Annotated in this window: 17 protein-coding genes; 9 read left to right on the top strand and 8 right to left on the bottom strand. The window is 67.6% G+C overall.

Annotated features, from left to right (window positions below):
* Positions 1-72 precede the first annotated feature (72 nt).
* Positions 73-7,317: a polymorphic toxin-type HINT domain-containing protein gene (locus tag AB0F71_RS18760; protein WP_360235188.1), complete on the top strand. Its 7,245-nt coding sequence runs from the start codon at positions 73-75 to the stop codon at positions 7,315-7,317.
* A 15-nt stretch (positions 7,318-7,332) separates the two neighbouring features.
* Positions 7,333-7,629 carry a hypothetical protein gene (locus AB0F71_RS18755; RefSeq protein WP_360235185.1) on the top strand — a complete coding sequence of 99 codons (297 nt, stop codon included), beginning with the start codon at positions 7,333-7,335 and terminating at the stop codon, positions 7,627-7,629.
* A gap of 138 nt (positions 7,630-7,767) precedes the next feature.
* Here AB0F71_RS18755 and AB0F71_RS18750 read toward each other — a convergent pair whose 3' ends face one another.
* Genes AB0F71_RS18750 through AB0F71_RS18730 form a run of 5 tightly spaced genes read right to left on the bottom strand, consistent with a single transcriptional unit; the run spans position 7,768 to position 12,381 of the window.
* Positions 7,768-9,024 (bottom strand): tyrosine-type recombinase/integrase, encoded by a 1,257-nt coding sequence (locus AB0F71_RS18750; protein ID WP_360235182.1) that lies wholly within the window; start codon positions 9,022-9,024, stop codon positions 7,768-7,770.
* Entirely contained in the window at positions 9,024-9,206 is a 183-nt protein-coding gene (locus AB0F71_RS18745; protein WP_360235179.1) for a helix-turn-helix domain-containing protein, read from the bottom strand. Before AB0F71_RS18745 ends, AB0F71_RS18750 begins: the two co-directional genes overlap by 1 nt.
* A complete protein-coding gene (locus AB0F71_RS18740) occupies positions 9,199-10,554 on the bottom strand; it encodes a replication initiator (RefSeq protein WP_360235176.1) in 1,356 nt (451 codons plus the stop codon). Before AB0F71_RS18740 ends, AB0F71_RS18745 begins: the two co-directional genes overlap by 8 nt.
* Positions 10,535-12,049, bottom strand: a complete 1,515-nt coding sequence (locus tag AB0F71_RS18735) for an FtsK/SpoIIIE domain-containing protein (protein ID WP_360235173.1) — start codon at positions 12,047-12,049, stop codon at positions 10,535-10,537. The genes AB0F71_RS18740 and AB0F71_RS18735 overlap by 20 nt, the downstream gene beginning before the upstream one ends.
* A 2-nt stretch (positions 12,050-12,051) precedes the next feature.
* Complete coding sequence (locus tag AB0F71_RS18730) at positions 12,052-12,381, bottom strand: hypothetical protein (protein WP_360235170.1); 330 nt, start codon at positions 12,379-12,381, stop codon at positions 12,052-12,054.
* A 200-nt stretch (positions 12,382-12,581) separates the two neighbouring features.
* On the opposite strand from AB0F71_RS18730, the gene AB0F71_RS18725 reads away from it, so the two are divergent.
* From AB0F71_RS18725 to AB0F71_RS18705, 5 genes are all read left to right on the top strand, one after another.
* A complete protein-coding gene (locus AB0F71_RS18725) occupies positions 12,582-13,475 on the top strand; it encodes a GntR family transcriptional regulator (RefSeq protein WP_360235167.1) in 894 nt (297 codons plus the stop codon).
* 101 nt (positions 13,476-13,576) lie between these two features.
* Positions 13,577-14,803, top strand: coding sequence for a helix-turn-helix transcriptional regulator (locus AB0F71_RS18720; RefSeq protein ID WP_360235164.1), 1,227 nt, complete (start codon positions 13,577-13,579; stop codon positions 14,801-14,803).
* A 175-nt stretch (positions 14,804-14,978) separates the two neighbouring features.
* The gene (locus AB0F71_RS18715) at positions 14,979-15,314 is read left to right on the top strand and encodes a hypothetical protein (RefSeq protein WP_360235161.1); all 336 of its coding nucleotides are present in this window, start codon (positions 14,979-14,981) and stop codon (positions 15,312-15,314) included.
* 868 nt (positions 15,315-16,182) lie between these two features.
* The gene (locus AB0F71_RS18710) at positions 16,183-16,509 is read left to right on the top strand and encodes a hypothetical protein (RefSeq protein WP_360235158.1); all 327 of its coding nucleotides are present in this window, start codon (positions 16,183-16,185) and stop codon (positions 16,507-16,509) included.
* A 27-nt stretch (positions 16,510-16,536) separates the two neighbouring features.
* Entirely contained in the window at positions 16,537-16,869 is a 333-nt protein-coding gene (locus AB0F71_RS18705; RefSeq protein WP_360235155.1) for a hypothetical protein, read from the top strand.
* A gap of 610 nt (positions 16,870-17,479) precedes the next feature.
* Here AB0F71_RS18705 and AB0F71_RS18700 read toward each other — a convergent pair.
* The gene (locus tag AB0F71_RS18700; RefSeq protein WP_360235152.1) at positions 17,480-17,824 is read right to left on the bottom strand and encodes a hypothetical protein; all 345 of its coding nucleotides are present in this window, start codon (positions 17,822-17,824) and stop codon (positions 17,480-17,482) included.
* A gap of 516 nt (positions 17,825-18,340) precedes the next feature.
* Here AB0F71_RS18700 and AB0F71_RS18695 point away from each other — a divergent pair.
* Positions 18,341-18,775, top strand: a complete 435-nt coding sequence (locus tag AB0F71_RS18695) for a hypothetical protein (RefSeq protein ID WP_360235149.1) — start codon at positions 18,341-18,343, stop codon at positions 18,773-18,775.
* Between the two features lie 341 nt (positions 18,776-19,116).
* Here AB0F71_RS18695 and AB0F71_RS18690 read toward each other — a convergent pair whose 3' ends face one another.
* Both AB0F71_RS18690 and AB0F71_RS18685 read right to left on the bottom strand, forming a co-directional pair.
* Positions 19,117-19,692, bottom strand: coding sequence for an AAA family ATPase (locus tag AB0F71_RS18690; RefSeq protein ID WP_360235146.1), 576 nt, complete (start codon positions 19,690-19,692; stop codon positions 19,117-19,119).
* On the bottom strand, positions 19,689-20,063 hold the full coding sequence (locus AB0F71_RS18685; protein ID WP_360235143.1) for an NUDIX domain-containing protein: 375 nt from the start codon (positions 20,061-20,063) through the stop codon (positions 19,689-19,691). Before AB0F71_RS18685 ends, AB0F71_RS18690 begins: the two co-directional genes overlap by 4 nt.
* A gap of 9 nt (positions 20,064-20,072) precedes the next feature.
* Here AB0F71_RS18685 and AB0F71_RS18680 point away from each other — a divergent pair, with 9 nt between their 5' ends.
* On the top strand, positions 20,073-21,680 hold the full coding sequence (locus AB0F71_RS18680; RefSeq protein ID WP_360235140.1) for a site-specific integrase: 1,608 nt from the start codon (positions 20,073-20,075) through the stop codon (positions 21,678-21,680).
* Positions 21,681-21,711: the final 31 nt, after the last annotated feature.

Below are 21,711 nucleotides of genomic sequence, written 5' to 3'. Positions count from 1 at the left end.
ACGGTGGGGGTTTGGCCTGCCCGGATACGGGCTGGGACGAAGACGACAAGAGGCCGATGGCGGTCACCCGCGGTGGCGACGGTGCTCGCCCTGGCCATGACGGGGCTGGCCGTGCCGCCTGCGGTGGCCTGGACGTACCCGGCGCCGGAGGGGGATGTGTGGGTTCCTCCGCACACCCCGCTGGGCGAAGCCACCGTGTCGGTGAAGGGACATGACGCCCAGTCGACGGCCAAGGCCGTCGACAAGCCGGCCGACTGGAAGCCGGAGGTCGCGGCACCCGTTGTCACGGGCAGCGCGACGGTCACGCTGGGGCCCGACGGTGCCGAGGCGGAGGCCGCCCGCAGGGCGACCGGCGGAGCGTCGCCCGCCTCCGGCGGCGCGACGGGGGCCAAGGCCGGGGACCTGGCCGTCCGGGTCTCGCCCGGGGCCGGTGCGGGCGAGAGCGCGCACACGGTCAAGGTCGAGGTCGCCGCACAGGACAAGGGCAGGGCCGCAGGCGTCACCGGCCCGCTGGTGGCGCTGACCGACGCCGACGCGGCGACGACGGGCAGCGGGCGCGAGGCGCGCGTCACCCTGGACCTCAAGGCCCTGCAGGCACACGGATGGTCCGACCGGGCCGGCCTGGTCGCCCTGCCGGCCTGCTCGCTGACGACACCGGAACGCCCCGAGTGCCGTACGCAGACGCCGGTCCCGGCGAAGTCCGACGCGTCCGGCACACTCACCGCAGACGTCACCCTTCCTCCTGCCACCGCGTCCAGCGGTGCGCAGAACGGTGCCGTCAAGGCCTCCTACACCGCTGCACAGACGTCCGCCCAGGCAGCGACCGGCAACGGGACGGGCACCGGCGGCACCGGCGGCCCTGTGGTGATCGCGCCGACGCCCTCTCCGTCGGGCGCCATGGGCAGCTTCGCCGCGACACCGCTGTCGCCGTCCTCGGCCTGGAAGGCCGGGTCGAACGCGGGCAACTTCACCTACAACTACCCGATCCAGGTGCCCGGTTCCCTCGGCGGAGCTGTTCCCACCGTGGCGCTGGGCTACAACTCGGCTGCCGTGGACGGCAAGACGTCAGCGACCAACTCGCAGCCGTCGTGGATCGGTGACGGCTGGGGCTACGAGCCCGGCTACATCGAACGGTCCTACCGCGGCTGCGACAAGGCCGGCATCACCGGCTCGGCCGACCAGTGCTGGGGCGGGCAGAACGCCACCATCTCCCTCGCCGGCCACTCGGGCGCCATCGTGCGGGACGACGCCACCGGCGTCTGGCACTTCGAGAGCGACGACGGCTCCAAGATCGAGCAGCTCATCGGCGCCCCGAAGGCCGTCGGCGACACCGACTACCGGGACATGGAGTACTGGCGGGTCACCACCCCCGACGGAACCCAGTACTACTTCGGCCGCAACCACCTCCCCGACGGCGACGGCAGCGACCCGGCCGCCAACTCGGTCCTTACCACCCCGGTCTACTCGCCCAACGGCGGAGACCCCTGCTACAGCTCCGCCGCAGGCAAGAACTCCTGGTGCCAGATGGCCTGGCGCTGGCAACTCGACTATGTCGTCGACACCCACGGCAACCTGACCACGTACAAGTACGCCGCCGAGGGCAACAAGTACAGCCGAGGCGGCGCCCAGAACAACGGCAACGGCACCCTCACCGACTACCAGCGGGCCGCCTTCCTCCGGGAGATCGGCTACGGCCAGCGCCTGGACGACCAGAAGGCCGCCAAGGGCGGCGCGAACCCGGCCGCCAAGATCGTCTTCAAGGTCGACGAGCGCTGCAAGGCCTCCGGCGCGATCACCTGCGCGGAGGACCAGCGCACCGCCGCCAACGCCGACGCCTGGCCCGACGTGCCGATCGACCAGATCTGCACCGGATCGGGAACCTGCTCGAACTACGCGCCGACGTTCTTCACCACCAAGCGCCTGACCGCCATCACCACCCAGGTCCTCGTCGGCTCCGCCTACCGGGACGTCGACACCTGGGCGCTGTCCCAGTCCCTCGCGGACCCTGGCGACGGCACCAAGCGCACCCTGCAGCTCGACTCCATCCAGCGCACGGGCTCCAACGGCCAGGCCCCGATCAGCCTGCCACCGGTCACGTTCACCTACGTGATGCTGGCCAACCGCGTCGACGGCCTCGTCCCGGCCGCGCCGATGTTCGTGCGCCCGCGCATCCAGGGCATCGCGACTGAGACCGGCGGACGGATCAACGTCATCTACACCGACCCCGAATGCTCCCGGCTCAACAAGCACATGCCGGCCTCCGAGGACGGCAACACGATGGCGTGCATGCCGGTGAAGTGGTACCTGCCGGGCCAGTCATCGCCCGACCCGGTCAACGACTGGTTCAACAAGCCCCTGGTCAAGGCCGTCACCGAACAGGACCTCGTCTCCACCCCCTCCATCGGCAAGACCACCGAGTACACCTACAACGGGGGTGCCGCCTGGCACCGCAACGACGCCGAGTTCACCGACCCCAAGACCCGCACCTGGAACGACTACCGCGGCTACCAGTCGGTGACCCTGACCACCGGCAGCGGATCGGTCAGCGAGGCGCCGAAGACCCAGCAGACCGCCACCTTCCTACGCGGCATGGACGGCGACTACCGCGCCGACGGCACCCGGCGCAGCGTCAAGGTGGAAAGCCCCCTCGGCGGCACCGTCACCGACGACGACTGGCTCAGCGGCCGACTCGTCGCGACCGAGAGCTACGACCAGGCCGGCGGCAAGGTCCAGGCAGTCTCCGGAAGCACCTACAACGGCCAGCAGGTCACCGCTACCCACGCCCAGAGCACGGGCGCGCCGACGATCTACGCCCGTTACGCGGACTCACAGACCACCAAGATCGCCAAGGCCAAGCTGGCCGACGGCAGCTGGCGCACCACCACCGCCGTCGAGACCACCGACCCGGCCCACGGCAACCGCGTGACCCAGGTGGACGACAAGGGAGACGGCACCGCCGCCACCCCCGAGACCTGCACCACCACCGGCTATGCGACCAGCGACAACCCCCAGCGCCTCATGCTGGCCTCCGAGGTCGTCACCGTCCAGGGCGCGTGCGGCACCGTGCCGTCGGCCTCGAACACGATCACCGGAATTCGCACGCTCTACGACGGCAGGCCCTTCGGGAAGGCGGGCGCCTCCGGCGACCAGACCAGCGCCCAGGTCCTCGACCACTTCGACCAGGCGGGCAACCCCGTCTACGTCCAGAGTCTCAGCGGAACGTTCGACGTCTACGGTCGGCCCCTGACGACCGCGACGACCGACGGCTCCGCCTACGACCGCTCCGGCGCCCAAGTGAGCGCCCCCTCGGTCACTCCCGCCGTCACGACCGTCGCCGTCACACCGGCCTCGGGCACCCTGCCCACCGAGATCCGGAGCACCGGACCGCTGGGGGCGGACTGGACGACGACCGTCACCCAGGACCCCGGCCGCGGCTCACCGCTGACCAGTTGGGACGCCAACGGCCGCGTGACCACCATCCAGTACGACGCGCTGGGACGCGCCACCGCCGTGTGGGCACCGGACAGGCCGACCAACGACAACCCGACCAAGAAGTTCACCTACACCGTCAGGGGAGCGTCCGGACCGGCCGCGACCAAGACCGAGACGATCACCGACGACGGCCGCACCTACTCCGCGACCATCGACCTGCTCGACGGGCTCGGGCGCCCCCGCCAGAGCCAGAGCACCAGTGCCGCGTACCCGACCGGCCGACTGATCACCGACACCGCATACGACACACACGGGTGGGTCATCAAGACCTCGGCCCCGTACTACCAGGGCACCGCCTTCCCCACCGAATCGGTCTTCGTCCCGCAGGGCGACGGCCAGGTACCGAGCCAGACCTGGAACACCTACGACGGCGCCGGCCGGGTACTGCGCTCGGAATTCCGCTCCTACGGCAACCTCCAGTGGACCACCAGCACCAACTACCCCGGTGCGGACCGCACTGACGTCACCCCGCCCGCAGGCGCGACCCCGACCTCGACCGTCACGGACGCCCGGGGCCGAGCTACTGCCGTGTGGCAGTACCGCACCGCCTCCGCGACCGGCAATTCCGCGGACGCTGACGTCACCACCTACGACTACACACCCGGCGGCTTGGCCTCTCGCCACACCGACAGCAGCGGCAACACCTGGAACTACACCTACGACCTGCGGGGACGGCAGACCTCCGCGTCCGACCCGGACACCGGCCTCACCCAGACGTTCTACGACGCCAACTCCCGCATCGACCACACAATCGACGCCAAGAACAACACCGTCGCTTACACCTACGACCTGCTCGGCCGCAAGACCGGCATGTACAACGGCAGCATCAAGCCGGCGAACCAACTGGCGTCCTGGACCTACGACACGATCGTCAAGGGCCAGCTGACCTCCTCCACCCGCTACGTCGGCGGAGCCGGCGGCGCGGCCTACACCAAGGCGGTCACTGACTACGACACCGCCTACCGGCCGCTCGGCACCTCCGTCACCATCCCCTCCGCCGAAGGCGCACTGGCAGGCACCTACACCAACACCAACACCTACAGCGACGTCAACGGCTCGCTGACCAAGGTCGGCATCCCCGCCGCCGGCGGCCTGCCGGCCGAGACCGTCAGCTACGGCCGGACGGTCACCGGCCTCCTCACCTCGGCGACCAGCCGCGGCAAGGCGGTCATCACGAAGGTCGAGTACGACGCACTCTCCCGGCCCGTCCGCACGACCGCCGGCAGCTACGGCGCGCAGGTCGTCTCCACCCAGCAGTACGACTGGGCCACCGGCCGACTCATCAACTCCTTCATCGACCGACAGGTCAACACCGTCTCCGTCAACCAGACGAGCTACACCTACACGCCGTCCGGCCGGATCACCTCGATCGCGAACATCCAGGACGCTGCGGCGACCGACACCCAGTGCCTCACCTACGACTACCTGGGCCGACTCACCAACGCCTGGACCGACACCGGCGGCACCTCAACTATCGCGGACTGGACCGACTCCGTCGGCACCGTCCACGGCACCGGCAGCTCCAGCAGGGTGCCCGGAACCGGCGCCTGCATCAACAAGGACGGCCCGGCCACCGTCAGCCCCGGCGGACGCACCGTCGGCGGCCCTGCACCCTACTGGAACACCTACAGCTACGACGCGACCGGCAACCGCACCAGCCTCGTCCAGCACGACACCACCGGCAACAGCCTCAACGACACCACCACCACCCAGACCTTCGGAGCAGCCAAGACCACCAACAGCCCCACCAACGCCCCCAACACCGGCGGCGGAACCGGCGGGCCCCACGCCCTGCTCACCTCCACCACCAGCGGACCGGCTGGCACCAAGGCCGTCACCTACCAGTACGACGCCAAGGGCAACACCACTGCCACCACCGACACCGGCGGAACCTCCACCCTGACCTGGAACGGCGAGGACAAGCTCGACTCCCTCACCAAGACCGGCGAGGCCGGTGCCACCACCTACCTCTACGACGCCGACGGCAACCAGCTCATCCGCCGAAACCCCGGCAGGACGACACTCAACCTGCCCACCGACGAGCTCACCCTCGACACGGCCAGCGGTTCCATGACCAACGCCCGGTCCATCGCGGGGCCCGGTGGCCTCACCTACACCCGCGTCACCGCCCCCATCGGTGGAGGCACCGTCCTGATCCAGGCCGCCGATCCGCACGGAACCAACGGCGTCCAGGTCAACACCGACACCAACCAGACCGTCACCCGACGCCCCTCCGACCCGTTCGGGAACCCTCGCGGCACCCAGCCCGGCCTCTCCGCATGGGCCGGCAGCAAGGGCTTCGTCGGCGGCACCAAGGACGAGACCACCGGCCTGACCAACCTCGGAGCACGCCAGTACGACCCGCGCACCGGACGCTTCATCAGCTCGGACCCCATCCTCAGCGCCGGCGATCCACAGCAGTGGAACGGATACGCCTACAGCAACAATGACCCGATCAACGGATCCGACCCCTCAGGGCTCCTTTGGGGAGGACTTGACGGCATCGTTTCCAACGTCATTGGCGGAGCCGCCAATGCCGTTAAGACAGTAGTTGCAAGCCTCAATGAAAACACCGGCAACAAGGGCTACGGATCCTTCGACTGCCGCCATGACAACTCGTGCCCGACGCTGGAAGAGCGCACTATGAAGGCCTTCCTGCGGACCGCAGAGATGGCCCAGCATCAGGAGATCGTAAGGAACAACACAAACACCAGCGCTGCAGAGATTGGGCGCGTTCTCCAGAAATACAACTCGGGCACCGGTACTCTTGACTGGGCTGCGTTGCAGATGTGGGAATTCGGTGCCACAGAGGAAGAAGCCGACTTCTTTCGAGTCCATTATTGCCTCTACATCGACTGTGGTCTCACAGGTCAGGTGGAGGGTCATGGAGCCATGGGCGACCCTCTTGAAACACCCTTCGGGCCCTCGCCAATGGAGAAGAGCGCCAACGCAGTTGCCGGCTCGATGATGGGTCTGGCGGCTCGGGGCGGAGCTGGAAAACCGGGCAGACTTACGGGTCTTTCCGCAGAAGCTCGTGCTGCTCTCTGTCAGAGCTTTGTCGCCGGAACCCTGGTCGCCATGGCCAACGGCGACCAGAAGCCGATTGAACAGGTCGAGGTCGGGGACGAAGTCCTCGCCACAGACCCTCAAACGGGGGAAACCTCTCACAAGGCCGTAACCGCCGTAGTAGAGACCCCGAACGACGAGGACTTCACAGATCTGTCTCTCCAAGGAACGCAAACTGCAGAGGCGTCAGATGGGCCTGGGGCATCAACACTGACGACGACGTGGCATCACCCCTTCTGGAGCCTCACCAACAGCCGCTGGATCGAAGCGAGTGAGCTCCACCTGGGCGAGGAGCTTCGTACGTCCAATGGAACTGCAGTCACCGTTGCCGGTGTACGCAACTATCATCAGCAGGTCCTCACATACAACCTTACGGTTGCCGACCTCCACACGTACTATGTGCTTGCTGGAAATACCCCAATTCTGGTGCACAATGCCGGACCTGGACCAGAGAACTGCTTCCGGGGTGCGAGGCCGGGTGAGTCGCCGAGCTTTGTTCCTCGCCCGAATGACTACAAGGTTGACCCGGCCACGGGATTCGTCAAGGAAACGCATGGCCTGTCTGTCTTCGATAACCCCGAAAGCGTTGCCGGTAAGGGGTTCGTGCCGCATGGCATAGATATGGGCAGCGTGCCCGATTCTCTTCGCATTATTCAGCGAGGGAACGACCCTAGGCACTTTGAGATTGTGCCAGCGCCAGGTGCTAATCTGACACCTGAGCAGTATGCTGGTGCGCTGTCTCAGATCAGAACCAGGTGAGCGAGGGGCCACTAGATGATCCAGTACAGCTTGAGATTCCCCGAGTACTTGGACGGCTATGAAGTCGAGACTGAAGCCAAAGGCTACTTGGTCGATGTGAAGGTCTCGACAGAGAAGGCGACATTCGATCTGACCATCTATGACCCCGTGCGGCTGGCTCAGGAAATCTCGGATGAGGTCTCCGTGGGTGGATATTTCGCAATGGCGAATGTTCTTGTGGTTCCAGCGGTTACTAGGGCTGAGGTTTCGCGAGCGGTCGAGGACCTAGCTAGGGTTGGGTTCTGCGGGCTGAATCCCCAGCTTGCGAAATAAGTAACCCGAGTAGCTTTCTATGAGCTATTTGGGGTTCTGAGGAAATTTCGGCCCTGTTCTCCGGGCTGACGAAGGGCCCCTCGAAGAAGTCTCCGAGGGGCCCTTCGTCATGGTCTGACGGCAACGCTGACGGCAACGTCAACGGACGGGTTCTGCACTTGGCGGGTCGTCAGGGGTCTCGGGCGCTCGAAGGGCGTTGCCGAGGGTGTCGATCGCCTGGCGCTGGAGGCGGAGCCGGACGTGGGCGTACACGGTCGCGGTGACGCCGATGTGGGCGTGGCCGAGTAGTTCCTTGATCACCACGAGCTCGACGCCCTGTTCGAGGAGCAGTGTCGCGGCCGTGTGTCGGAGGTCGTGAAACCGGATACGGCGGAGCCTGGCCGCCCGGCACAGCGCGGTGAAGTGCCGGGTCAGGGTGGACGGGTCGGTGGGTGAGCCGTCGGGCGCGGTGAAGACGTACCCGCTGTCCGTCCAGGCGTCTCCGGCGGCCTCGCGTTCCTGGTCCTGCCGCTCGCGGTGGTGCTTGAGTGCGTGGACGCACTCGGTGGGAAGGGCGATGCGGCGTTCCGAGCTGACGGTCTTGGTGGGCAGAGTGGTCAGGCCGCCGGTGGGGGTGCGCTGGAGGGTGCGGCGGATGCTGGCGGTGCCGCCGTCGAGGTCGAGGTCTTCCCAGCGCAGGCCGAGGAGCTCGCCCTTGCGCAGACCGGTGCGGAGCGCGAGCTCGAAGAGGGCCTGCAGCCGGTGACCCTCGACTGACGCGAGGAACCGGCGGGCCTCGACGACGGTGAGTGGCTCGAAGCGTCGGGGTCGGGGCGTTCCGGTCTTTATGTTCCGGGCGACGTTGCGCGGGAGTTCGTCCTCGCGGACTGCGTGCTCCAGGGCGGACTTGAGAACCGAGTGCACGTAGGTGACGGTGAGCGGGGACAGGCGCTTGCCGCAGCACTGGCCGACCGTGCAGCAGCGCTGTTGCCTGTCAAGCCCACGAGCGCAGCACTGGCAGGTGGTGCGGAGCCGGTCGAGCCAGGTTCGAATGTCCTTGGCGGTGAGGTGGGCGATCTTCTTCCGGCCGAGGCCGGGTACGACATAGAGGCGGACGCAGGTGCGGTAGCGGGTGTGGGTGTTCTCGCGTAGGCGGTGGACGGCGACGCTGTCCAGCCAGTACGTGAGGTACGCGGCCACGGTGCTGTCGGCAGCTGCGACAGGTCGGCCCTGGTTGCTGGCGGCGATGCGTTCGGCGAGCTTGTCGGCGGCTTCCTTGCGGGTGGTGCCGTAGACGCGGACACGCTTGCGGCTGCCGTCGGTGGCGAGGACGTAGCCGGCGGCTTCCCAGCGGCCGTCCTTGCGCTGGTAGATGGTGCCTTCGCCGTTGGCGCGGCTCTTGCGGGGTGTGGTCATCAGGCTGCTTCTTCCAGGTGCGCGTGGATGTAGTCGGCGAGAGCCAAGGCGGGGATGCGGCGGGCGCGGCCGATGGTGACTGAGGCGAGCCGCCGGGTGCGGATGAGGTCGTAGACGGTGGAGCGGCCGATCTTGAGGCGGGCCATGACCTCGGGGACGGTGAGGAGTTCGTCGTCACGCACCGGATGCCACCCCCGGTCGCTTCGTCGGCGGTGCGACTGCAGTGGCCAGCCGGGCGAGTTCGGGGGTGAGGCCGATACCGGAGAACGCCCAGTGCGAGAGGACGAGTGTCGACGCCTCGTCGGGCCCGGCGGTCGGGGTTCCGGCCTGCGCGCGCTGCCAGTCGGCGCGGGCCTGACGGAGTTCGGCGAGCGTGGTGGAGTACTGGCGGGTCTTGGTGGAGAAGTGGCCTCGGAAGCCGAGCATGTGCGCCCAGGCGCGGAGCTTGAGGTCGGCGAGTTCGGGTCGTGCGCCGAGGTCCCAGGCGGTGCGGATCATCTTCTCCGCGTGGACGGGGATGTCCCACTGAGCGAGTTCGCCGATCAGGCGGAGGCGGCGGTCGAGGGTGCCGGCGGCTCCTTCGGCTCCCTTGGTGGCGTACTTGGCGATGTATGCGGCGACCGCGCGCTCGGTGATCTGGGTGCCGTTGTCGAAGTCGGAGGTCCGGATCGGCCGTATGTCGAGCTGGTTGCCGAACGCGAACTCGACGATCTCGCCGTTGAGTTCCGGGCCAGCAACGACGGTCCGGGCTGCTGCGGCGCGGATGGCATCGGTGAGTAGGCCGGTGGTGGCCCAGGCAGGCAGGAGGTCAGCATTGCCGTCGGGTCCGTCGAGACGGATGACGGCGTGGAAGTGGACGAGTCCGCGTCGCTGGTACTCGGCGACCTTGGCGTACGAGACCTTGACGGCAGTGGACAGCTTGCGCTGTGCCACCCCGGCGAGGCGGGCGACCTCGCGGCGGAGGTTGAGCATGAAGCGGGACCACAGGGCCGGGGCATGGGCGTTCCAGAGGACCGCACCCTGGTAGTCGTAGCAGTCCGGGCTGAGCGGGGAGCCGAGGACCGGGTCGTCCTCGGCGTGGGACCGGCTGCACTTGCAGCGGCGCGCTGAGCTGGACGGGCCGGTGGGGCGGTTGTGGACCGGGCCGAAGGACGGGGCGGTGAAGGTGGCGAACACGCGGGGATGGCGGCCGACGGTGTCGGGGACGGTCTTGCCGCCGCGCAGGCCGGCGGTGATGAGCTGGAAGGTGTCCTGGCGGTAGACCTCGGCGCAGGCCGCGCATCGGGTGGCGCGGCGGTTGCCGCACCGGACAAGCAGACACCCGGCGGGCATTTTGCTGGAGTCGAGGTGGCGGAGGACCAGGCCGGTCGCGGTATCGACCTCAGTCCGGTGCCCGTCGAGGCGAACCGGGCGAGAGCACCCGCCGAGCGTGGAGAGCTGGCGGACCAGGCCAGGCAGCCGGTCGAGTGAGCCGAGCGAGGCCAGATCCTTCGGCGAGAACGCCGGGGCATCAGGGGTGGGGAACGTCATGAGGGCATGACCCTTCTGGGGCACGGCGCACTACGCGCCGGAAGCGGGGGCGGGCCCCGGCAGGGGCGGAGGTGGAGGGTCGCGCCCCTGCCGGGAAGAGGTCTGCGGGCGGCCGAGGCCCGCCGGGATCTGGCCCGGAGGCGGGATTGGGTGTGCATAAGGCGGCCTTCACGAAGTCGGTGCCGGTGGGCAGGTCGCGGACCTGGTGGCCGGTGTCGCAGATGGCGTCGCTGATCTGCCAGCACGCCTCGGTGGGCAGGTAGACCGAGCGCATCCGCACGGGGGTGCGCATGTCGCCGATGGAGGCGATGGAGACGCCCTGCGGCATCTCGCGGTCGGCGGCGCTGACCTCCAGCTCCCGGCCGTCCGGGAAGAGGTGCAGGAAGTCCTCGACGGTGTCGACCCGGTGGCAGATCCGCGCGGAGAGGTTGGTGCGCATCGCGGTGGAGAGGACATCGGCGGAGGGCTTCTGGGTGACCAGCCAGAGGCGGATGCCGAACTTGGCGCCCTGGCTGGCGATGGCCAGCAGTTGGGCCTCGAACCTCTCGCGGGCCTTGCGGTCGGAGTGCCGGGTGTAGTTGGCGACCTCGTCGATCACCACCAGGAGTAGCGGCAGCTCCTCGCTGAACGCCGTGATCCGGTCGGTTCGGGCGGACCAGAACAGCTTCTCGCGGCGGTCCATCTCCTCCCGGACCCAGGCGAGGACGTCGGACGCCTCGTCGGGATGGGTGGAGGTGCAGACCTTGTGGGCGGTGCGCCACCAGGGGGCGGCTGCGGCGAGGTTGGGGTCGATCACCACGAGCTGCACGTCCCGCATCAGCGAGGCGTACGCGAGCAGCGTGTTGACGGTGATCGACTTGCCGGACCTGGTGACTCCGGCGATGAGGCCGTGGGCGCTCTTGGCCAGGTTGAGGCGGATGCGCTGCCCGTCCTCGTCCCAGCCGAACAGCACGTCGTCAGCTGTGCTGAGCGAACTGGGCCGGACCGCGACGGTGCCATTGGCCCCGAGGAGTGGTGAGGGCATGAGCGCATCCAGTGGCTCACGGCGGAAGCCGCGGGCGGTGATCTGGCCGGGCTTGGGCTGGGTGATCTTGACGCGGGTCATGCCCCAGCCGTTGCGCAGGTCGTCGGCGGCGTCCTGCCAGGCTTCGAGGCCGACGCGCGGTAGGGCGTTGGCGGTGACGGTGACGCCGAACTCGTCGGCGCGGGTGGTGATCCGGGGGATTCGAATCTTCGGCTGGATCGGCTTCCCGTCGGTGTTCAGGTGTTCCAGCCCTGCCGGGGTGGAGTCCTTGACTGCGAGGTTGGCCATCGGTGCGAGCCGCTTCCAGGTACGTCGGATGCGGCGGGCGTGCCCGAGGCTGATCCGGGTCTCGGCATCGGCCCGCAGCCACCGGACCGAGACGAAGACCAGGCGCGCGAGCGCGAGGAGCGCCACCGGCACGAGCAGCCAGGCCGCGAGGGCGGGCGATATGTACTGGTTGGTCGTGGGCATGGTCAGGCCGCCTTCGCGGTGATGGCGGCGGCGCGGAAGGCGATGCCGTGGCGGGCCTGGCCGTTGAAGTTGTTCTCCCACGGGGTGGCGACGAGGCCGGTGAAAGCGACGAGAGCGCCGGGCTTGGTGCCCTTGGCGAGGCCGGTCTCCGGGACGGTGACCGAGATCATCTCGGCGCGGCCGTCGAGTACGAACATCACGTCCGCGACGAGCAGCTTCGCGCCGGTCTCCTTGTCAACGGCGATCTCGCCGGTCTGGAAGTCCTTCACCTTGTCGCGGACGACACCGAGCATGGCGGTCGCGCTGGTGGTGTCGACGGGGATGGTGCGCATGTGTTCCTCCGGGAACGGGTGGGTTCGCTGTGACCGCTGGTGCGATCACGTGCCGGAACGTTAACACACTCCATCCATCCCCATCCAAGTCCATCCCTTCCTTTCGATTTCCACCCCATCCCTGGCTGACTACCCTGGGCACTGGCGGATGCGGGTGGCTCCCGGTCTGCGTCGAACCGCACACATGAGGAGGGGGACTGGTGTCCCAGCCCGATGGCCCGCGCTTGACCTTCGAGCGCATCGCCGACGACCTGAAGCAGCAGATCAGGGACAACGCCCTGCGGCCGGGCGAGTTGCTGCCCTCGCAGAGCCAGCTGATGAAGGAGTACAAGGCGTCGAGCCTGACGGTGCAGAAGGCCATGACGGTGCTGCGGGACGGGGGCTGGGCGGTCTCGAAGCCCGGCAAGGGCACGTTCGTCAGCCAGACTGTCGACCTGGAACGCGCCTACCAGACGATCAGCGCCGACCTAGAACGTCAGATCCGCACCGGCGATCTCACCCCAGGGACCAAACTTCCGTCGCGCGAGAGCCTGGCCGAGCAGTACGGCGCACCCCTCACGGCGGTGGACGCGGCACTCCGCAAGCTGATCGACGACCGGTGGCTCACTCGGGACGGTTCCGGCACCGCACCCGACGTCTACGTGCCTGGCGCGGACGACCCGACGATGGCCTCCCGCCTCGCCTACGAGCGGCTGGCGAAGAAGATCGCTGACGGCACGCTCCCGGAGGGAACCGAGCTCACCGACGAGCGGGTCGCCGACATGCTCGGCATCGACAACCGGACCGCAGAACGCGCCCTCAGCCTGCTGGTGGTGGAGGGCAAGGGGACGCGCATCCGGCGCGGTGTCCCGACCGAGATGGGCGGCATCCGGGTCGAGCAGGTCGTCGCTGTCGGCCAGCTTGCGCCGGTTCCTGGCGCGTTGGAGACCTACAGCGGCCCGACGCCGGAGGAGCTGAGGACCCGCCAGCGCATGGAGCACTTGGAGGACGTCCTGGCCGACGCGCTGGAGCAGATCGAGGAGATGCGCGAGCGGGTCGAGGCCCTGGAAGCCGCCGCCAAGCCGAAGAAGAGCACCGCGCGGAAGCCCAGCTGACCTCGCTCAGCAACGAGCAGGGATTACCGGCTGTTCATGCCGGTGGCTGGGTGGGCGGCGTACGGTTGGCGGGGATTGAAGTCGCGGGTGCAGGGGTGGCCATGGCGGAGAGCATCGGGGACCGGATCGGCCGGGTCCGTCGGCGCAGGGGCATGACTCAGGAGCAGTTGGCGGAGGCATCCGGGGTGTCGGTGGCGACCATCCGGAAGCTGGAGCGCAACGACCGCGAGAGCGCCCGCATGGGCACCCTGCGCCAGCTCGCCCAGGCCCTCGGCGTGAAGACAACGGACCTGATGCAGACCGGCCCGATCGAACCACCGGTCGCACCCGAGACCGACCCTGCCGGGATCCTGGCGATCCGCCGCGTGATCACGCCCGCCCGTGGGCTGGGTCGGGTTGCGCTGGCCGACGACACTGCCGATGCCCCGACCCTCACCGGCCTACGGGCCTCGGTGCGCGAGGGTAATCGCCTGTACCAGGGCGACGACTACGCCGCCACGATCGGAGCCTTGCCCAGCGTGCTGACTGAGGCCGCGCAGCTCGCCGAACTCGCCGATGGCGACGCCCGGTTGGCAGCCTTGGAGGTACAGTCGCAGGCGTATCAGCTGGCCGGTTCCACGCTGATCCACCTGCGGCACGACGATCTCGCCTACCAGGCGTTGAGCCGGGCCATCGACTTGGCCGAGCAGAGCGGCAATCAGGTCCTCGCGGCCTCCGCGGTGGTCTCGCTGTGCTGGCTCCTGCTGCGGCAGCGCCGCTTCGACGAGGCCGAGCAGGTCGCGGTCGAGACGGCGGATGTGATCGAACCGTCCTTCCGGCACTCCAGCGCCGGCCACCTCGGCACCTGGGGCTGGCTGCTGCTGCGGGGGTCGGCCGCGGCTGTCCGTAACAACCGCAGCTCGGAGGCAGACGAGATGATCCGGCAGGCCAAGGCCGCCGCCGTCCTGGTCGGCCGCGAGGTGATCGACTACCACGAGTACTGGACGACCTTCGGCCCCACCACGGTGGCCATGAAGGAGGTCGAGAACGCCATGGTCCAGCGCGAGTACGGCAAGGCCCTCGCGCTCTCGACCCAGGTTGCGGTCCCGAGGCGGTCGACGTCCAACAACCGCAACCGCCACCTGCTCGACCTCGCCGCCGCCCACACCGAACAGCGCGACCACGCACGAGCCGTCGAGATCCTCACCGGCATCAAGAACGCGGCCCCGGAATGGCTGCGCTACCAGCGCTACGCGCGCGACATCGCCACCACCCTGGTCACCCGCCGCAAGCGCGGCCTGTCCCCCCAACTCGTCGCCCTCGCGGACTTCCTCGCCGTCGAACTCTGACCAGCACGGCTGAGACGTCATGTATCAGTTCCGGCTCCGACGGTCAGCGGACTGACCCCGCACGGTCCTGGGCCGTCCCGCCCTGGGGCGACACGATCTCAGTAACCGAACGCGCACGGACTGACACGGCCTCGCCGACGGTCCGCTGCCGCGCCCGCACTGAGATGGGACGAGGATGACCAAGCCCGCGAAGCCCACCGCCGTCATCTACCTGTGCACCGCCAAGGACGAGCCCGTGGTGACCCGCAAGGCCATGTGCGAACGCGTCGCCCGCGACACCGGGCACGACCTCGCCGGAGTGATCCACGATGACGACGGCGCGACCGACCCCGCCCAGCGCCGAGGACTCACCTACGCCATCCAGATGCTCCGCGACGGCCAGGCCGACACCATCATCGTTCCCACCGGCGAGATGCTCTCGGTGCTGCCCGCGGAGAAGGCCCGCGTCAGCCGGTCCGTGGCCAAGGCCGGCGGAAAGCTCCTCGTGGCCCGCGAGTTGATCAACTGCTGAGTCGAAGCGGCCTCGAAACTTCGCGCGCCGCTTCTCCCTCGGGTGCGTTCCGGAGCCGGACGGTTCGGCCGAGAGCTTGCCACAGTGGCAGCGGGTTGTGCGCCATTCCGTGAACAGCACTGGTGGGCAGGTCGGTTCGCATCACGGCGAGGCGCGGCCTCACTGGAAGAGTGCGTCGAAACTTTCTCTACGAGTTCAAGGCGGCCCGCCTACGCGGGCCGCGCGCGCCCGCAGGCCGAGCCGCCCCGCGCTTCTCGTCTACGCCCCACCGCGCGACGGCCCGGCCCCCTACGCGCGCAAGACGAGATAGAGGCCAGGCAGTCCCGGTGAAGACCCGTGCCCAGGCCCAACGGGCAGTCAGACCGGACGGAGGACTCAGCCAGCACCCAGACCGTGACGACGGTAGGCGCCGACCGGAAGGCCGACCGGCTCGCACCGGGTGAAACGAGCGGCCGTCGACGCTCCGTGGTTCAGCTGGGCGCTCAGGCGCTGGCCGGGCGGCGAAGCGTGCTTTACCCACCTACCCGGTCCGGGGCCCGCGTCGGGCAAGGCCAGGGGGCCACTCGGCCAAATTGCGGGCAGGCCCAAAGCCTGCCCGAGATCGCGGCCAAGCTTACGGCCCCTTGACCATGCCCGACCCCAACCCGGGCAGGACACCGAGCAAAGCCCGCTCCACCGCCCTCTCACGGCCACCCGCTACAACCCCCAGTGGTGTAGACCTCTGACGGCAACGCTGACGGCAACGGGCCCGGACAACAACGCACTTCCACGCACGTTGACGGACCGGTAGATTGCCGCCCACCTGCGAAAACGCAGTCAGGAAGGGGGCGCTTATCACACGTACTATGTGCTCGCCGGTACTGTGCCCGTGCTGGTGCACAATGCAGGGTTGTGTACCGAGAAAATTGACAGCGTCTTCTACAATTCCAGCGAAAGATCCTCTCAGGCTCATTTTGAATACCACTGGGACAAGCATGCAAAGGCGCGCGGTTTCACGCGCGAGCAGTACCTGCAGGATGCGGACGACTGGGCGAAGGGCATTGCCCAGCCAGGAGGGAAGAGAGGACTCAATGCCAGCAAGGCAGACCTGGCGGACGGCGAGAGCGGGATAAAATACGTGGACCCTCGGACGGGTAAGGGTGGGATCGTCGGCCCCGATGGCAGAGTCGTATCATTCTGGTATGGCGCCGACTAACGAGAGGATGGGGCATTGTCAGAGTTCATGGAGAACTACACCCTCTGGCGACGCTTGCCGTTTCCCAGTCTACGCCGAGACGCGAATCTGCTGCGCTCGGGAGAGAATCTTGCACTTATTCATGGCGATCTAGCTCTCGCTGATGAACATGTGACCCAGGTGATCCTTTTTGTCGACGAGGGGATATTTAGGCCGAGCCGGGCGGACGTCATGAGGTTGCTTGAAGGGGTTATCTCTCGCCTTGAACGATTTGGGGAAGGCATGACCACCGAAGAGCGAGAGATTGTCGACGCCCATTACAAATATGCAGTTCTGATGTATCGAATCTATGGTGAATTTCTACGGATAGGAGCTCCGTAGCCCGTCACCTGAGCAGCAGAGAATAACGAAGAGCCGCTCACAACGCGTGGGCGGCTCTTCGTTCCGGTGGAGCCTTTGTATGCGCGATGGGTGCCGCCATGCTGACCTGGTGCGAAACAGTCATTGTCACGGGGATGAAGTCCTTCGCGCCTCTCTGCGTACTGCAACGGTGACTGCCATTTGCCAGCTCCGTTTCTGCAGGGACTTTCGAAGAACTTTGTCAAGACATGAAACCAGGATCGGGGTCCGGGTTTTCATGGCTATGGAGTTCAAAGATCTTCAAAGGCGACGGACCTGGAAAGCCACGGGTTGAAGCTCTGGAATATAAAGTCCATGGGGCTAAGGGGTGACGAGCCTCGTGGCCTGGTGAGAATCCGATTAGGTAGCGTAGATCGATTTCTTCTTGATGAACATCATTAAGGTGATGGCCTGCAAGGATGTGCCTGGCGGGCCATCGGGTATCTTTAGTCGCAATATTGGTCGACACATTGGCGTGGGCCTTCGGGGGCGGTGTCAGTGGCGTGCCTCTGTGGGCGGAATTTTTCGACCGATGTCCACGACATAGCAAGAGCCGCTTTCTACGTGGTAAGACTGGGCGGCGGCGAGACGATCAATGCATCGAGAGCCTGTTGGGCTCGACTGAGGTTGTCCTTGCCAGCGCGGCGGAGGCCAGCCTTGGCGTATTTTTCCACCATGCTGGTGGACTTCCAGTCCTCAGTGATGACGAGGATCTCCGTAGGGCTGTAGTCCTGGGCTGCGCGGGGACGCCGGCACGCAGGCTGTGGCTGGTGGCGTTCTTGGCGTCGAACTCGGCGGTCCAGGTGACCATGAGCTTGAAGGCACGGTTCACCGCATGGCCGGTAATGCCGGTTCCGGAGATGGGGATGGGCATGAGTCGCCCCCACCGGTTGATACCGCCGCGGATCGCCGCCATCGCCAGGCGCAGCGAGCTCACGGGGGCGCCCTTGCCGTCGCGTCCGCCGCGGCGCCGCAGGAGACCATGTCGCCTCGCTGGTGCGCGGACCCGGACGCCGGCCGTTGTCGGCACACCAGCGGGCGAAGTAGCGCCACTGCTCGGAATAGGTCTGGCTGGTGCGCGTCGGCCGGGCGGTGGCGAGGTCGTCGGCCGCGTCCTTGGTCAGTGTCTCGTTCGGGTCGATCCCGTTGGGCGCAAACTGCGCGAGTGCCCGGCTGTCGTCTACCAGTTCGCCGTCTACCACCTGGCGGAGGTCTCCGTCAGAGCGGGCAGGTGGTCCGTGTCCGCATCCACAGGCACTCTCCTCCGGCTCGGTGGGCTGATGATCCGTCCGGGACAACGGATCTGTATCAGACCCTGTGTTGCATCCTCTGAATCCGGTTAGAGGATGCAACACAGCGATTGATACATGAGAAGCGTCGAAGTGCCCTCTGTTTCCAGGATGTCTGTCGTGGTTATTTGTGTTCAGCACTCTGTGGTGCAAGGGTGTCCGCCATGAAGATCACGATCACCGTGGAGAATCCGACCCCCGAGGCACTCGAGAAGCTGCTCGCCCTCGCCGCGATGCCGGCCGCTGTCGTGACCGCGGTGCCCGACGACCGCTGGACAGCGGAGCGGGCCCGCTCGTACTACGAACGCCTCCCGCCCCGGGCCCAGCAGATCCTGCTCCAGGTCGTCGAAGGCCAAGGCGAGTGCGCCGCAGACGAGTTGAAGGCGAACGGCCGCAACCTGCGGGGCTCCACCGGAGCCTTCCGGCGCGTACTCACGGAGGGCAAGCGCATTGGCCTCTGGCCCGACGCCCTTCCCGTACCGCTGGTGTCACATATCGTCGGAGGGCAGCTCAAGAAGCTCGAGATGCCGGGACGTGACACGGAGCACTACGCGCTTCCGGATTTCCGCGAAGGACTGGGCCTGCAGAACGGTCGCTGACACGAGATGCGGCTGAGCCTTGGACCTTAGGCCGACGCCTGTCGACGCGGCAACCGGCCTACTCGCACACTGGCACACCCGAGCCTGATGCCTGATGCAAGCAGGGCTAGCTGCCTGGCGCTGGGGATCTCCTCGCCAGGGTTCACGCTCCCGCCGGGGATCGTCTACGCGGGTCCCGGGGCCCAACTGTGCTGCGGTAGCGGACGGTGGCGATCCGGTCGGTGGTGGGGTCGTGGGCGGTGGCTTCGAACGGCAGCCTGCTCGTCTCGTGCGACAGAGTGGTCCCTGCCGGGCTGGAATGATCGCCGATGGCCTGGACGCGGGTGCTCGAGTAGCTGCATCTAGTTGTCACACGCGGGCAGTGCCGAGAGCGCGGAGTCCCGCATGATGCGGTCGACCGTGTTGCGGAGGGTGCTGTCGCTGCCGATGACGGTCTCGATCCCGCCCGGCAGAACGTCGTGCTCGCGGTACCAGTCCCGCAGTTCCCGCTCCGTGACAGCGGCCAGGTACTCGCGATCGGCCTTCGAGGCGTGCCGGACCAGCGTCTCGTCGATCGGGATATTGAGGTAGTAACAGCGGGTGACGCCGAGATGGTCGTCCACCAGGCGCGTGAGCATCTCACCGTAGTGGTCGGCGTACAGGATGCCCTCGATGACGACGTGGTAGCCAGCGTCCAGCGCGTACCGTGCGACGGTGTCGATCAGGCCGATGTTCGCGCCGCCGGGCCGGTCCCGCTCGCGCAGCACGATGCGGCGGAGGTTGTCCTGCGCGACCACGGCCAGGCCCCGGCCGAACCGCTCCCGGATCCCCGCCGCCACCGACGATTTGCCCGACGCCGAGTTCCCCCGGACGACCACGAGCCGGCTCTCCGCGTGCCCCACAGGCGCCCCGGCGCCCGGGTGGCACGAGGTGCTCATGCCGGCCAGCCGACGACGGACAGCGAGCGGCCAGCGGTGATCTGCGCGATCGCGTTCGCGGTGTATCCGACGATCGGCTGCGGAAGCCCGTCCAACGGCCAGAAGCGGAGGGCGGCGCACTTGGCCGGTTCACGGTTGGTGATCTTCCCGGTGTACGCGCGCGGGGCGAAGAACAGCTGGAGGCGTCCGGCGCCGTCGTCGGCGTCCAGATGGTGGAGGGTGTGCACCAGGCCGAGGTCCTCCTCCCGGATGGTGATACCGAGTTCCTCGTCGGCCTCGCGGGCCATGCCGGCCAGGACGGACTCTCCGGCTTCGAGGTGGCCGACCGTTCTCCGGGCATCCGCGTGCTGTAGAAATAACTCTCTGAGCATGGGGGAATTATGGATGGTCTGGGGCGCTGGTCCGTTGACTTCTACAAGATGGTGGGAGCCGCTCCGCTTGCCGCCGAGGAGGAGTTCGCGTGGTTCGGCGACGTCCACGAGCGAGCTGCTCGGAACGGGGCTCGGCACGGCACTCCGATCTTGATCGCTCCCACGGGCTATGCGGACCCGCGAGTGAACCTCTTCTTCCGCACCGGCTCGATGGCCGGCGCGCCGGTGAGGACGATGCGCCGGTACGCGTACTCGCTCGCGGTCTGGCTGACCTTCCTTCACGTCTTCGGCCGTGCCTGGGACGAGGCCACGGCGGGCGACATCGAGGCGTTCAAGGACTGGCGCATCACCGACGTCCGCAACGAGGAGCGGGTGAGGGGAACGAGCTTCGACACCGACCGGGCGGCGCTGAACTGCTTCTACACGTGGGCCAAGCCGCGCTACGGCACCGACAATCCCGTGCTGTCGCTGCCGAGCCAGTCCGAGCGATCGAGGCGCCCGTCCGGCGTGCTGAATGAGGACGGAGTTCCGCTGGCCAGGAACGGGCGGGATCCGATCCGGCCAACCGCGACTCGGCGGCGCCAGGTGAAATGGCTGCTACGAATCGGGTTCGAGCAGTGGCGGAACATCGGCCTGCGCGGCTACGGCTTCGACGGCCTGCGGCGAAGCGGCTGGCGCGGGTACAACGAGGACCGGGACACGGCCTTCGTTGACGGGCTCTACGGGACCGGCCTGCGGGTCCAGGAGTGGGCGAGCATCTTGGATGTCGAGTTGCCGCTATCCGGGGAGGGGCGCTTCCCGCGAGCCTGGCTGGCGGCGGCGTGCATCAAGGGGGCGAAGGAGGGCCGGCACTACCGGATCCCGCGCCGGGTGATGGCTTCGGTGGCCTCCTACCTCGATGAGTGGGAGGGTTCCCGGGCGGAGGTGATCCGCCGTGCCCAGCGCGCCGGGCGGTACGACCGCCTGGCCGGGGTGTGGATCGTGACGGGCTACAGCCCGCGTACGCGGGAGCTCCATCTGGAGGGGCGGTCGGGATCGTCGGTGCCGACGGCGCTCGATGTGATCGGCCCGGATCAGCGGAGACTTCTGTTCCGCCGGACGCCCAACGGTCTTGAGCCGCTGGCGCTCTGGCTCTCGCACGACGGGCTGCCGAAGAAGGTAGGCGGCTGGGAGGACACCTTCCGAGACGCCAACGAGCGCATCGCCGACCTGTGGGTGGACCTAGCAGCCGAGAAGCTGACGCCCGAGCAGCGCGAGCGGCGCCGGGCGGAATGCCCGTTGTGGGCACGGGCACATATGCTCCGCCACTCCTTTGCCCTGCGCTGGTTCCTGGTGCTGTCGCTCGTCTGGCAGCCCCATGTCGACGGCTTCTCCGATGAGCAGCTCATGGACCTCCGTGACCAGTTCGGTGATGTTTGGTATGCATTGTCGATTTTGATGGGACATGCGCACCCGGACACGACCCGCGACTACTACTTGGAGCCGTTCACCGGGCTCCAGGTCGACTACCTGATGGCGTTGCTGGATGAGGATGAGCAGGCGGGGGTGGACGCGCTGGTCCGTGCGGCTGCGGCGGACAGTGCGCTGGTGATGCGCGGTGTGAAGGGAGCACGGTGAGCCGGGGAGGGCGTCGGGCGTCCCTGCCGGA

Origin of the sequence: Kitasatospora sp. NPDC028055 (assembly GCF_040637885.1) — a bacterium.
Classification (GTDB): domain Bacteria; phylum Actinomycetota; class Actinomycetes; order Streptomycetales; family Streptomycetaceae; genus Kitasatospora.
This window is presented reverse-complemented; position numbering and strand designations above follow the sequence as displayed.

Coding starts and splice junctions, on each gene's coding strand:
- AB0F71_RS18755 (WP_360235185.1), top strand. CDS start 7,333: ATGATCCAGTACAGCTTGAGATTCCCCGAGTACTTGGACGGCTATGAA.
- AB0F71_RS18750 (WP_360235182.1), bottom strand. CDS start 9,024: ATGACCACACCCCGCAAGAGCCGCGCCAACGGCGAAGGCACCATCTAC.
- AB0F71_RS18740 (WP_360235176.1), bottom strand. CDS start 10,554: ATGACGTTCCCCACCCCTGATGCCCCGGCGTTCTCGCCGAAGGATCTG.
- AB0F71_RS18735 (WP_360235173.1), bottom strand. CDS start 12,049: ATGCCCACGACCAACCAGTACATATCGCCCGCCCTCGCGGCCTGGCTG.
- AB0F71_RS18730 (WP_360235170.1), bottom strand. CDS start 12,381: ATGCGCACCATCCCCGTCGACACCACCAGCGCGACCGCCATGCTCGGT.
- AB0F71_RS18720 (WP_360235164.1), top strand. CDS start 13,577: ATGGCGGAGAGCATCGGGGACCGGATCGGCCGGGTCCGTCGGCGCAGG.
- AB0F71_RS18715 (WP_360235161.1), top strand. CDS start 14,979: ATGACCAAGCCCGCGAAGCCCACCGCCGTCATCTACCTGTGCACCGCC.
- AB0F71_RS18705 (WP_360235155.1), top strand. CDS start 16,537: ATGGAGAACTACACCCTCTGGCGACGCTTGCCGTTTCCCAGTCTACGC.
- AB0F71_RS18695 (WP_360235149.1), top strand. CDS start 18,341: ATGAAGATCACGATCACCGTGGAGAATCCGACCCCCGAGGCACTCGAG.
- AB0F71_RS18690 (WP_360235146.1), bottom strand. CDS start 19,692: ATGAGCACCTCGTGCCACCCGGGCGCCGGGGCGCCTGTGGGGCACGCG.
- AB0F71_RS18685 (WP_360235143.1), bottom strand. CDS start 20,063: ATGCTCAGAGAGTTATTTCTACAGCACGCGGATGCCCGGAGAACGGTC.
- AB0F71_RS18680 (WP_360235140.1), top strand. CDS start 20,073: ATGGATGGTCTGGGGCGCTGGTCCGTTGACTTCTACAAGATGGTGGGA.